12 protein-coding genes are annotated in these 12,794 nt (G+C 53.1%); 10 read left to right on the top strand and 2 right to left on the bottom strand.

Going from position 1 to position 12,794, the window contains the following annotated elements:
* The first annotated feature begins 1 nt into the window (after nt 1).
* The 5 genes from CLV44_RS14940 to CLV44_RS14920 all read left to right on the top strand — a co-directional run bounded on the left by CLV44_RS14940 (nt 2) and on the right by CLV44_RS14920 (nt 4,208).
* Nucleotides 2-1,690 (top strand): diguanylate cyclase, encoded by a 1,689-nt coding sequence (locus CLV44_RS14940; protein ID WP_106592924.1) that lies wholly within the window; start codon nt 2-4, stop codon nt 1,688-1,690.
* Nucleotides 1,691-1,723: 33 nt separating this feature from the next.
* Entirely contained in the window at nt 1,724-2,311 is a 588-nt protein-coding gene (locus CLV44_RS14935; protein ID WP_106592923.1) for a Crp/Fnr family transcriptional regulator, read from the top strand.
* 102 nt (nt 2,312-2,413) lie between these two features.
* Nucleotides 2,414-3,043 (top strand): nitroreductase family protein, encoded by a 630-nt coding sequence (locus CLV44_RS14930; RefSeq protein WP_106592922.1) that lies wholly within the window; start codon nt 2,414-2,416, stop codon nt 3,041-3,043.
* Nucleotides 3,040-3,489, top strand: coding sequence for a DMT family transporter (locus CLV44_RS14925; RefSeq protein ID WP_106592921.1), 450 nt, complete (start codon nt 3,040-3,042; stop codon nt 3,487-3,489). Before CLV44_RS14930 ends, CLV44_RS14925 begins: the two co-directional genes overlap by 4 nt.
* Entirely contained in the window at nt 3,489-4,208 is a 720-nt protein-coding gene (locus tag CLV44_RS14920; RefSeq protein WP_106592920.1) for a GNAT family N-acetyltransferase, read from the top strand. Before CLV44_RS14925 ends, CLV44_RS14920 begins: the two co-directional genes overlap by 1 nt.
* A gap of 40 nt (nt 4,209-4,248) precedes the next feature.
* Here CLV44_RS14920 and CLV44_RS14915 read toward each other — a convergent pair whose 3' ends face one another.
* Nucleotides 4,249-5,739 carry an aldehyde dehydrogenase family protein gene (locus CLV44_RS14915; RefSeq protein ID WP_106592919.1) on the bottom strand — a complete coding sequence of 497 codons (1,491 nt, stop codon included), beginning with the start codon at nt 5,737-5,739 and terminating at the stop codon, nt 4,249-4,251.
* Between the two features lie 432 nt (nt 5,740-6,171).
* Here CLV44_RS14915 and peaA point away from each other — a divergent pair, with 432 nt between their 5' ends.
* The 5 genes from peaA (at nt 6,172) to CLV44_RS14890 (ending at nt 12,137) form a co-directional block, all read left to right on the top strand.
* Nucleotides 6,172-7,764: a quinohemoprotein amine dehydrogenase subunit alpha gene (gene peaA / locus CLV44_RS14910; RefSeq protein ID WP_211298157.1), complete on the top strand. Its 1,593-nt coding sequence runs from the start codon at nt 6,172-6,174 to the stop codon at nt 7,762-7,764.
* A 52-nt stretch (nt 7,765-7,816) separates the two neighbouring features.
* The gene (gene peaB / locus CLV44_RS14905) at nt 7,817-9,247 is read left to right on the top strand and encodes a quinohemoprotein amine dehydrogenase maturation protein (protein ID WP_106592917.1); all 1,431 of its coding nucleotides are present in this window, start codon (nt 7,817-7,819) and stop codon (nt 9,245-9,247) included.
* Nucleotide 9,248: 1 nt separating this feature from the next.
* Entirely contained in the window at nt 9,249-9,575 is a 327-nt protein-coding gene (gene qhpC / locus CLV44_RS14900; RefSeq protein ID WP_106592916.1) for a quinohemoprotein amine dehydrogenase subunit gamma, read from the top strand.
* 18 nt (nt 9,576-9,593) lie between these two features.
* Complete coding sequence (gene peaD, locus CLV44_RS14895) at nt 9,594-10,718, top strand: quinohemoprotein amine dehydrogenase subunit beta (RefSeq protein WP_106592915.1); 1,125 nt, start codon at nt 9,594-9,596, stop codon at nt 10,716-10,718.
* Nucleotides 10,719-10,808: 90 nt separating this feature from the next.
* Nucleotides 10,809-12,137 (top strand): alginate export family protein, encoded by a 1,329-nt coding sequence (locus tag CLV44_RS14890; protein WP_106592914.1) that lies wholly within the window; start codon nt 10,809-10,811, stop codon nt 12,135-12,137.
* A gap of 60 nt (nt 12,138-12,197) precedes the next feature.
* On the opposite strand, the gene CLV44_RS14885 is transcribed toward CLV44_RS14890, so the two are convergent.
* Nucleotides 12,198-12,710, bottom strand: a complete 513-nt coding sequence (locus CLV44_RS14885; RefSeq protein WP_106592913.1) for a Slp family lipoprotein — start codon at nt 12,708-12,710, stop codon at nt 12,198-12,200.
* Nucleotides 12,711-12,794: the final 84 nt, after the last annotated feature.

The following is a 12,794-nucleotide window of genomic DNA, read 5'->3' as shown; positions in this document are numbered from 1 at the left end:
TATGCAGCGACTTGAACATAGTATCGGCACTCGTCTCACCTTGATTATCAGCGCGATATTCGGCCTCTATTTGATAGCGGTTTCGGCGATCGGTTATGTCATGTATCAGCAGTATCAAGGCTTTAGTCACCTTGCCAGTCGTCAGTTTGATCGTGCGATGGCTGCTGCCGAGCTGACACGGGACGCTGAAGTCATCGCGGCTGAAGTGTTCGAAGTAATGGTCGGCAGTCGACGTTCAGTGAGTGCCGGTAATGAACGGGCTGATAATCTGGCTAACCTTTACAAGACAGCGCGTGAGCGGCTGGATGAATTGGACCGCCTGGAAGTCGTGGATATTTCTGCTCGGCTTGCACTGGATCGCTGGCAGGGGCCGTTCTTCAAAAGCCTGGGGCAGCTTGGTCAGCAGCTTGAGTCGGAAAAAATGTTACAGCAGGCACAGCTGCAGCGGCTAGACAGGATTTTTCTGTTATTACAGCAATTACCGCTGAATATGGATACCCCAGAGTTACAACCGTATCAACATCGTTTTGTCAGTCATGCGTTAGCAGCACTGGCCGTCGCATCATCAGCATTGAGTACAGAGCGCCCGGGCCATATTGCACAGTTGGAAAGGACTGGGCGGCAGGCGCTGCAGCAATTAGCGGCATTGCCGTTGCAGGATGAGGCGTCGATCAAGGTGCGTCAAAAGTTGCAGGAGGCCTTACCGGAGGTGTTCGAAAGCCGTTTGCCATTACTGAAAAGCGCCCGTGCAACGCTTGCTACCGCGCGTCATACACGGGTGTTGGCGCAAAAATTGACGGGTGCCACGTTTAATTACCATCTGCAATTGAAAGCCTCCGCAAAGCAGGCGATTGCTGCACACCAGGGACTGATTCGACACTCCTTGCTGGGGCTGTTTGCAGCTTCTTTGGCGCTGGTTGCAGTTACGATCGGTGCAGTGATGTATGTCAGGCGTAATATTGTGCAACGGATCAACCGTCTCAGTGCTGCCATGCAGTCTCACTTACATGGACGTTGGGTACCGATACCACAGGATGGAGCGGACGAAATCAGTGAAATGGGGGCCAGCTTTGCCGTCTTTGTTGATGCACGACGGAAGGCAGAGCTGCAATTGGAAGAGATGAATGTGCATCTGCAGCAGATGAATACCGAACTGGAGCGCCTGAGTACCACGGATTCACTTACCCAGACCCCGAATCGGCGCTGTTTCGATCAGCAGCTGGAGTTGGAGTGGTACAGAGCTTTGCGAGAAGGCCGTACGCTGTCTGTAGTAATGGCGGATATTGACCTGTTCAAATGCTTTAATGACACTTACGGCCATCAGAAAGGTGACGAGTGCTTGCAACAAGTGGCACAGGCGATGGCCAGTCAGCTCAAACGTAGCAGCGACATGATTGCCCGTTACGGGGGGGAAGAATTTATTCTTCTGTTACCGGGTCAGAGGTTAGAGCAGGCAGTACAGTTGGCTGAAAATCTGGCTGATGCGGTGCGTCAGTTGGACATTGAACACCATGGTTCGCCCTTAGGGCGGGTGACTGTCAGTCTTGGTGTGGCAGCACAAATTCCCTTGCCGCAGGGGCGGGTTGAGCAGTTGATCCATGATGCGGATAACGCACTGTATATGGCCAAGAAACAGGGAAGAGACCAAGTTTGCACGGGGTCAATCGGTGCAAGCCAGTCCGTCACGTGAGTTGCCGTGCCACTGCCTGATCGAGGAATGTTCATGTTTGAGTCTAAAGGCTTTGAACTGCTGCGGCAGGCAATTGAGGCCTATTATCCACTTTCGGACTCGACCTGGCATGCGTTGGTACAATGTTGTCGTTATCAGCCGTTGAGACGTCGCCAGTTTCTCTGTCAGGCAGGTGAAATACCGCTGAGTTTTGCTTTTGTTTCCAAGGGGTTATTACGGGTCTTTGTACTGGATGATAAAGGGCGTGAGTACAACAAAAATTTCTTTATGGAAGGAGAATTTCCTGGTTCCATGGCAGCGCTGTTGCGTCGAGAGCCTTCGATGCACTCAATTCAGGCACTCGAAGAATCGGTCGTTATTGAAATCGACTTCCAGCGTTTTCGTAGCCTTCTTTATCGCTCTGAGGACTTGAAGCTGTTCCAGATTCATTATCTGGAAACCAACTGGTTACTAGCCAAGGATGCACGCGAGACTCAAATGGTTCAGGAGGATGCTGCTGAGCGCTACCAACGTTTTCTGGTGGACAAGCCAGCTCTGGCTGCACGATTGCCGCAATATCATATCGCTTCCCACCTTGGCATTACACCGACACAGTTAAGCCGTATCCGCAAAAAAACCTGAATTCTCAACCTATGTAAATGAGCCTGGTATTGTCACTGCGTATTCTGGTTGTAGTTGGCGGCGGTATTGTCGCGTGTGTGAACTCATTTGCGGGAGCTTATTATGACCTTACTCGATGCCTTGAATCAGCGTTATGCCGTTAAACGATTCTCAGACAGCATCCTCGAGCCAGAACGGATCGATGCTTTGCTGGAAGCTACGCGTCTCAGTCCATCGGCGTTTGGTGTTCAGCCCTATCGGTTGATTCTGATTCAGAACCCGGCAGTGCGAGCAGAGCTGCTACCTCATTCGATGGGGCAGGACAAAGTACTTCACTCGTCACATCTATTAGTATTTGCGGCTTGTACGTTCGTAGATGCACCGATGGTTGATCAGCTTGTCAGTCATATGGCAGCCCGGCGTGGCGGCGATCTGGAAGACTATGCCGGTTTGTCACAGCATGTGAAAAGCTTCTTGAGTGATATGAATGCTGAGGAAAAATCTGTGTGGGCTGAGCAGCAATTATTCATCGCCCTGGGAACCTGCTTGACCAGCGCTGCCTTGCTGGATATTGACTGTTGCCCGATGACCGGTATTGATCGGGCCGGTTATGACTGCGTGCTCGGATTGTCACAGGAGGGATTGAGAACCGTGGCAATCTGTGCCTTGGGACAGCATCATCCCGATGACGTTGCCGCGTCACAGGTAAAAGTGAGGCTACCGGCTGAGGAGATGATTTTGAGGTTGTCATGACACAGCTTTTTCCGTGGCTCGCCTTATCTGCCGGTGCAGCCATCGCCATTCAAGCAGGGATGAATGCCCGCTTGGGTGTGGTGCTAGGTAACACGATGCTCGGTACCAGCATCGCGTTTGCTGTTGCCTGCCTAGCCTCGTTATTGGTACTGGTGCTGCAACGCAGTGAGCTGCCGGGCATCGGGCGGGTTGGCAGCGTTCCGGTATACCTCTGGTGGGGTGGCGTGATCAGTGCGTTTGGCGTGGGACTGCTTTATTTCCTGATTCCACGGATGGGAATGGGGCCCATGACGTCCTTTGCATTGACAGGGCAAATTGTCCTAGCGGTTATCTGCAGTCATTTTGGTTGGTTTGATCAACCGGTCCGTCCGATAAACGGAACTCGATTAGTCGGTATGGTTGTCCTTGTTGCTGGTGTAAGTCTTATCTACTGGGAAAAAACCTGATGGAATATTCACTCAAAAAAGCCAATATCGACAACCTGACGGGGCTGTGGCAGTTGATGGGGCGAACTGAATGGTTTGACGGCTTGGTGCAGTCAGTCAGCTGGCCTTATCGAACTTGGCTGGAATGGGGGCAAGAAAAACAATACGTAGATCAGCATTTGTTGAACAGAATCACACCGGGCTATCTGTTCCCGGTTTGGGATGCCGATGCTGACACAGCGGAGTTGGAAAGTTCTCTTTTAGCAAACGGTTTTGAGATGGGACTACAGCAGTTGGCGATGGTGTTGCCCTTGAAGGCTGAAACTGCCGATACCCGCACGGATACATTAAATGTATGTGTTTTGCAAAATAGCGCTGAGGTTGAGCGTTGGTCTTTGCTGTGTGGCCAAGCATTCGGTTACCAGGTTGATGCTGCCGTAATCGAACAGGTGCGTCAGCAAACGGATGTCGAAGTTTTTTGGGCTGTTCGTGAAGGAGAACCGATCGCGACTGCGATTATGTATCAGACGGGTAATGTGGCCGGTGTTCACCAAGTCGGTGTGCCCCCTGAGCACCAGGGACAAGGCGTTGCACGTGCATTGATGCAACAGCTAGTAGCGCGTGCTCAGGCCAGAGGGGTTAAGCACCTCTGCCTGCAAGCTTCAGTTGCGGGTGAGCCTTTGTATCGAAGCCTGGGGTTTTTACCCCAGTTCAGTATACGAAGTTATCGACGACGTTGAGCGGCACTGACAGCGGCACAGGCCACTGTCAGTCGAGTGATCAAATTTTCATCAATACCGATTTGAGTTCGGTGTAGTGTTCGAGACAGGCGGCACCCATTTCGCGACCCAGACCGGACTGTTTGAAGCCGCCAAAGGGTAGTGATGGGTCCAGCGCGGTGTGGCAATTGACCCAAACGCTACCGGATTTGATCCGCGGAATCATGCGGTGTACCGCTGACAGGTTATTGGACCAGATGCTGGCGCCAAGGCCGTACTGGCTGTCGTTGGCAATGCGTATCGCGTCCTCGATATCGTCGAATGGCATAGCCACCAGTACTGGACCGAAAATCTCCTCCTGTACCAGTGTCGAACGCTGATCCACATCCACCACGACCGTCGGTTGGATAAAATACCCTGGGCCCTGACGATCACCACCGGTGGTGAGGCGTGCACCTTCGGCCAGGCCTTTTTCGATGAAACCATGCACGCGCTGTTGTTGTACCGCCGATACCAGTGGCCCCATCTCCGTATTCGGATCCAGACCATTGCCCAGACGGATCTTGCTCGCGATATCGGTGATATCCGCCACTAGGTTGTCGAACAGCTTGCGCTGCACATATAGGCGTGAGCCGGCACAGCACACTTGCCCCTGATTGAAGAAGATCGCATTGGCCGCGCCCGCTGCAGCTTCTTGCAGGTCGGCGTCATCCAATACAATGGTGGGCGACTTGCCGCCCAGCTCGAGTGTCACGCGTGTCATATGATCCATGGCGGCCTTGCCGATCAGCTTGCCAATGCCGGTTGAGCCGGTAAAGGTGAGCTTGTCCACATCCGGATGGGAAGACAGTGCGGCACCTGCATCATGTCCCAGGCCGGGTACGACATTCAAAACCCCCGGCGGGTATCCGGCTTCCAGTGCCAACTCACCCAGTCTTAATGCAGTCAGTGGAGTGTCTTCGGCAGGCTTGAGTACAACCGTGCAGCCGGTCGCCAGCGCTGGCCCCAGCTTCCAGCAAGCTAGCAACAGCGGGAAATTCCAGGCCACAATCGCACCCACCACCCCGACCGGTTCGCGCCGGGTATAACCATGGAACTGCGCGCCGGGCATGAACGGAACCGAAGGCTGTACGCTGCTGCCCTCGATTTTCGTTGCCCAGCCAGCCATATAGCGCAGAAAGTTGACGGCAAGTTGAATATCCACGCCCTTGGCGATGGCCACACTTTTGCCGTTGTCCATGCATTCGATTTCGGCCAGAGATTGTGCATTGGCTTCAATAAGGTCAGCAAAACGCCACAGCAGACGTTCACGCTCAACCGGCGTCATGCGACTCCAGCTGGAATCATCAAAGGTGCGGCGTGCAACAGCAACCGCCTGATTAATATCCTCGGCGGTACCACAGGCCACACGTGTGAAACGCTCACCCGTGGCGGGGTTAATCACATCAATCTCTTTCCCGCCCGTGGCGGCTGGGCGCTGCTCTCCGATGAGCAGAGCGTGGCTGCGAGTAATAAACGCCTGAGTGTCAGGATGAAGGGCAAACTCAGTCATGGTGAACCTCTTGTCGTTATCGTTGTGTCTCCTGTTTGATCATCGCAATGGCTGTGCCAGGTTTTAAAAAACTCATAACTATTTGAAAGTGAACATATTTATTTTTATGTTTGTTGGTTTTTCGAGTTAAAACCTGTCGCAGAATGAGACAGGCGTTGCGTGATGATCCACTTGGCGAAAGGGAGCAGGCAGCAGGGAGCGGTAGTAGGGGCGGTGTGTCAGGTTGAAACAGCTGTCGCGTTTTAAAACAGATCCGGCAAGTGGGTGCATGGGGTCAAAAGTAGTAGTTCTTTATTCAAGGTATTGTTTCTTAAGATAAAAGTTAAGTTGGCACAGGCTATGCTTATTTCCATGAGACTTTACATGCCCCTTGATTTTCAACGGGTGTCTCTAGTGAGACCCTCGGAAATGACCATAGAAGGAGGTCAGACCTTGAATACAACAGCATTAAAACCACTTGGGAGCGGCCTGCTGGCACTGGCAGTCGCTTTGGCGACTCAGTCATCACAGGCGGCATCCGAAGCAGAACAGATCATTCAGGGTAAATGCCTGGCCTGCCATGCTCAGGAAGGCGATCAGCAATGGAGCCGCATTAGTCACCAGCGAAAGACACCTGAAGGCTGGTTAATGACTATCGCACGCATGCAGATAATGCATGGTCTTGAGATCAGTGACGAGGATCGTCGCATGTTGGTGAAATATCTGGCGGATCGTCAAGGTTTAGCACCGTCTGAAACCGAGGGCGCACGCTATGCTCTGGAGCGGCGTTTAAACACCCAGGAATCATTCGAATCCCAGGGCTTCACCGAAATGTGTGCTCGTTGCCACTCCGGTGCTCGCGTGCTGCTGCAACGACGTCCGGCATCAGAATGGGAGCATCTGGTGCACTTCCATCTGGGGCAGTGGCCGACCACTGAATTTCAGGCATTGGCACGTGATCGTGACTGGCTGGACCTTGCGTTGAACAAAATGGTGCCGGAGCTGGCCGAGACACAACCCCTTGACTCCGAGGCCTGGATCGCCTGGCAACAACAGGCTGAAGCCCCCGTTGCAGGTGATTGGACTTTGGCTGGGCATATGCCGGGTAAAGGGAATTTCCATGCTCGCATGAACGTGACATCCGCTGAAGGCGAAGACCAGTTCACACTGACGCTCACCGGTGAGTATGCAGACGGCACCGTCTTGGCAGGAACAGGACAGGCGATTCTCTATACGGGTTATGAATGGCGCGCCAATATCGAAATAAATGATCAGATGATGCGTCAGGTGTTTGTATTAAATGATGGCCAGCTGAATGGTCGCATGTTTTTACGCGACCAGGATGAAGTCGGTGCAGATGTGGTTGCAGTGCGCGATGCCAAGGGTACTAGCCGTATCTTGGCGCTGCAACCCTCCCATATAAAGGCAGGTAGCGAAGCGGAAATCAGTATTGTTGGCACGGGCTTGAGTGGTCTGCCGATATTGGGTAATGGCGTTGACGTTGTCGAAGTCCTCAGTGCAAGCCCCGACCTGATTCGAGTACGTGCTCGTGCTTCAGCGAATGGCATTGGGGTGAGTACACCAGCGGTCGGTGCCATAGAGGGAGAACGCTTTGTTGTTTATGACCGCATCGCCGCAGTAAAAGTCGTGCCTGAATTTGCAGTCGCTCGGATTGGTGGCAACGGTAGCTCCACACCTAAAGTCGAAGCACGTTTTGAAGCCGAAGCCTGGGCGGCGGGCCCTGATGGCAAGCCGGGTACCGATGACGACTATCGTATTGGCATGGTGCCAGCCAATTGGGCGGTTGCACCGTTCAATGAGGTAGCTGATGCCGATGGTGACGTGCGTTTCAGCGGTCAGATGAACGCGAACACTGGGGTGTTCACACCGGCGGCGGCTGGCCCCAATCCGCAGCGCCGCATGATGACCAATAACGCGGGTAACCTGAAGGTACAGGCGACTGTCCAGGATGGAGCGCAGACCCTTAGCGCTGAAGGTCAGATGATCGTGACCGTACAGCGCTGGAACAACCCACCTATTCCGTGATGAACAGTAAAACCCAAGAGTATTGATTGATAATCTGAAAGGGGAAATAGGCATGGGCGCTGTACTCAACTTGGTTGAACACAATCTGCACGAAGTGCAGGTCGGGGAGACCCGAATGCTGTTCCATATCCCGTCAAGCTCGCTGTTTGCACTGGATCGTCTAACCTCGGATATTTTTGACCGGCTACGCAAGGGTGCAGAACCGGCCGAAGTATTGGTGTCAGATTTGAGCAACTGTTTTTCTGAACAGGAGATCATGGAAACAGTGCGCGAACTGCTGGCTTTGGAACTGGTGAATGATGGTCGACCGCTGACCGACGAGATCGGCACACGCAGAGTTGATCAGTTTCCACTGACCACGGTGGTACTGAACGTCAATACCGGCTGTAACCTCAGCTGTACTTATTGCTACAAGGAAGACCTGGATACCCCGTCTGCCGGGCGCAAGATGGAGTTGCAAACCGCCATCGACTCGGTGGAGATGCTGCTGCGAGAATCGCCGGATGAAGAGCGCTACACCGTTGTGTTCTTTGGCGGTGAGCCGCTCAGCAACCGCCCTCTGATCACGGCGATGGTGGAATATTGCGAACGTCGGTTCGCCGAGCTTGGCAAGCCGGTGGATTTTGTCATGACCACCAACGCCACGCTGCTCACGGATGAAATCATCGACTGGCTTAACGCGCACCGGTTCGGGCTGTCGGTCAGCATGGACGGGCCCAAGGCGATCCACGACAAGAACCGGATCACCGTGGGCGGGCAGGGCACTTATGATGTGGTACGCCGCAAGGCGCAGCGCCTGCTGGAGCGGTACGATTCACGCCCGATCGGGGCACGAGTCACACTGACCAAAGGCACCACTGAGGTTGAGCGGATATGGGATCACCTGTTCAACGAGATGGGGTTTTCCGAAGTGGGATTTGCGCCGGTCACTTCCGGTGATGTCTCCACCTTTAACCTCAGCTCAGAGGAGTTGATCGAAGTGTTTGCCGGTATGAAACGACTGGGGCAACGCTATCTTGAGGCCGCACTGGAGCACCGCAATATTGGGTTCTCCAATATGCATCAGTTGATCACGGATCTGCATGAAGGGCACAAGAAAGCGCTGCCTTGCGGAGCCGGACTCAAGATGCTGGCGGTGGATCATGAAGGCGAATTGAACCTATGTCACCGGTTCACCGGCTCAGATATGCCGACCTTCGGCAACGTTAAAAGCGGTGTGCAACATGTTGAGTTGGGGGACTTCCTGTCCAAACGGCTGGACCGCACTGATACCGGTTGTGCCAGCTGTCGTATTCGCAACCTCTGCTCAGGTGGCTGTTACCACGAGAGCTACGCCCGGTATGGCGACCCCACCCATCCGACCTATCACTACTGTGACCTGATGCGAGACTGGGTCGACTTCGGCATCGAAGTCTACAGCCGCATCATGGCGGCTAACCCCGCCTTCATAGACCAGTTTATCTCGCCGCGGAGGGCGCACTGATATGAAACATCTCAAAGCGATCAATAACAAGGCGCAACTGCTGAGTCAGGCGGTTGCTGATGACAGCGTGGAAGAGGTTGTGGCCATGAGTTCACTGGCAGGCTGTACTGCGACCACTGACCCGGGCTGGGAGATCGATGCCTTTGGTGGTGTGACCTCACTGTGTCAGCCGATGGAAGCCGATCTCTATGGTTGTGCCGATCCATGCTGGTGGCCGGCTCAGGTGCCGGACATGATGAACACGTACCCGGACTGGAACAAGGATGCGATGAATTCGAAAGATGACTGGCGCAATCTGGGTACCGTGTTCCCGCAAGACAAGAACTAAGCTGAGGGTGATTTGATAATGGATAACAAACAACTTACATCACTGATGCCTGTTGCCGCGCTGATTTTGGGAGTATTACTTCCCGGCAGTGTGCTGGCCAAGGAGCCGGCGCTTGAAAAGGAGCACGAGTATATGGTGGTGGCCAACTACCCCAACAATATACACGTCATCGACTTACAGACCGATCAGCTTTATAAAAGCTGTGAGCTGCCGGACGCATTTGGCCCAGGTGTTACTCAGATCGCGCCAGATGGTAAGACCGCCTACATTCTCAATAATCATTATGAGGATATTTACGGGGTCAATCTGGATAACTGTGAAGTGACTTTCCATGCCTCCATGTCGCTGCAAAAAGGTGAACGAACCAAATCGATTTTCTCTTTTGCCATAAGTGCCGACGGTAACGAACTGTATGCGGTGCAGAATCCCACGATGCTGTATCGCGATCATTATCGGGTGCAGCCGCCCCGCCTTGCTGTGTATGACACCGGTGCCGGGCTTAATGCCAAACCGATACGTACGTTTCCGTCGCCACGTCAGGTGACGGTGATGCAGACTGGTGATGATGGCACCCTCTACATGGCTGGTGCCGACATTTACAAGGTGGATGTGAATACAGGTAAAGTGGATGTGGCGATTCCCAGTCGTAACTGGCAGCGTCCGTTGTATGCCCCGCCTGATGTGTTGAATGCCTGGCCAATCCAATCGCCATCCAAGGATTTCACCATCCTTTACACCACAGCGAAATTCCAGGATGAAAGTTACAACCTTGAAACGGCGGACTGGATCTATGGTTTTATGAATGTGAATCTGGAAACCGGGGAAACTGAAACCACGGACTTTGGCCCTCTTACTGAGATCTACTTTACAGGTATACGGTCACCCAAAGATCCGAACCTGGTGTATGGCGTTCTGAACCGTCTAGCTAAATACGATATCAAGAAGAAAGAATTGGTGCAGGCAGCTGAACTCGATCACTCCTATTACTGCATTGCCATCAATCATGACGGTAGCAAGATTTATCTGGGCGGTACGTTTAATGATGTCGCCATCTACAACGCTGACAGCATGGAAAAGCTGGGTAATATCCAGCTACCCGGCGGCGATATGGCGATATCGACTTCCCAGATATTCATTCGATAGTGTCATAACCCCCTGTCTGCTCCCATGCACTGGCAGGCTTGCCCGGATCGTGGTCCGGGCCTTTTCGACAGGGACTCAGGAGAAACACTGATGCAAAAAACGATTCTGGCTACCGCCTTAGCGGCACTGATCTCAACCCCGGCGTCGGCCTATAACCTCTACAGTGAAAATGGCACTGAACTGAATCTCGATATTGAAGCGGTCTTCGGTATCTTTACCAGTGAGGAAAACTACAACCAAGGAGCGAAAACGAAAGGGGGTGGTTCTGACTGGCAGGAAGGCTATATCAAGTATGGCTTTTCTGGACATCACACATACAATTCGGGAAGCAGTCTTTATGCGGGTCTGAATGTGGTCAGCTCGGGGAGCTGGGGGGATGGTGATGCAGGTGGCTTTACCTCCGGTGACGAAAGCGATACCGACCTTGAGGATGCCTACCTTGGATGGCATTCCGGTAACCTGATCCCGGTGTTGGGTGAAGATGGTTTGGACCTGTCTTTTGGTCGTCAAAATTTTTCCATTGGCGATGGTTTCCTCATCAATGGGGATTCGCTGAACCTAGGCGATGCATTGAACGGCGGAGGTTATGACTTTGATCGTGGTGGCGCGTATTGGTTGGCAGCGCGCAAAGCGTTTGACCGTACTGCCATTGCTCGTATCGGAGGTGCCAACGGTCTGCGCGCAGACCTTTTCTGGATTGAATCCGATAACCCGGCGCAGGCGATGACCGAGTTGGCAGGCATTAACGCAGAGTATGTCACCCCTGAGGGTACATTCGGTGTGGCCTATATCGAAGGCATGGATGTGAATGACAAGTATGCTCAGGCACTGGGTTATACTCATCGCGATGGACAGCAGACGTTGAGTACGCGTTATCAGGGTAATGCGGGTGTCGAAAACCTGTTCCTTTCCGGCGAGTTCGTGACTCAGGATCAGGGTGATAACACACGCAAAGATGGTGATGCCTGGTATGCCGAAGCGGGCTGGACCTTTGCAGACTTGCCTTGGTCACCTGGTGTGAATTACCGCTATGCCAGTTTTGATGAAGGTTTTGACCCGCTGTTCTTTGGTTTCAACCGGGGCTATGGCACTTGGTTCCAGGGAGAGGTTGCGGCTAACTATGCAGGTCCTTTCAACTCCGCGACCGATGTCCACCATATAGGTGTGAAAGCGACGCCAACGGAAATGTTGAGCATTGGAGCACTGTTTTTCGATTTCAATGATACTGCTGGTGGCAGTGGGGCGCTGGATGGCCAAGAGATTGACATTTACGCCGAGTGGACAGTAACCCCTAACCTGATCGTCAGCCCGTTAATCGGCTTCTATTCGCCGGATAACAGTTCGGCCGCAGGTGGCTCCCAGATCGGCAGCAATGACACCAATGTGTATGGCCAGGTGATCGCAATTGTGCCGTTTTAATCCTGTTTAGCCTTTTCCCTTTCAGGGCAGCATGTGCTGCCCTTTTTAGTTTATTGAGTGCTATTCACGCGGTACCACAATGATCGGACGCATCATCAAGGGGCTGTTGAAAAAGGGATCGCAGCTACAGCGCTCGGGTGGGTCTTTGATCTCTGGCCAAAGGTGTACCGACCGGGCTTTCAAAATCGGAAATGTATAGGGCTGATTACCGACAGCACCCTGTTCCGTGCCGGAAAACTCCCCCAGTGCCGTGACTAAACGACCAGAGGTGTAGATCGCAGGATCGATAAAAGACGGTACTCGGATCAGGAAGCGTCCGTCACTCCGGTCGCTTTTCAGTGGGCGGCCACTTGTATTGAGCGCAAATTGAACGACCTCTATTTCACTGCCTTCCGCCTGGTTTCTGACTTCGGTAATTTCTCCTCCCCAGCGGGCCAAGCTGACTTCCTGAGTTTGGGTTACCTCCGTGAATGGCAGCAGTGACTGCTCTGTGGTCGGGCGAAGTTCCTCTGGGATTGACGCACAGCCACTGAGCAATAGAGCGCAGGCAAGAAGGCGGTAGCGATTCTGCATGGGGTAATCCTCCTGTGAACAGTCATACGAATCTGACAGCTTTGATCGGGAGATGTTCGTGTTGGGTGTGGCCCATATATTGCT

This window comes from Marinobacterium halophilum, from assembly GCF_003014615.1.
Taxonomy (GTDB): domain Bacteria; phylum Pseudomonadota; class Gammaproteobacteria; order Pseudomonadales; family Balneatricaceae; genus Marinobacterium; species Marinobacterium halophilum.
Note: the sequence above shows the minus strand (reverse complement) of the source record. Positions and strands in the feature narration are given on the sequence as shown.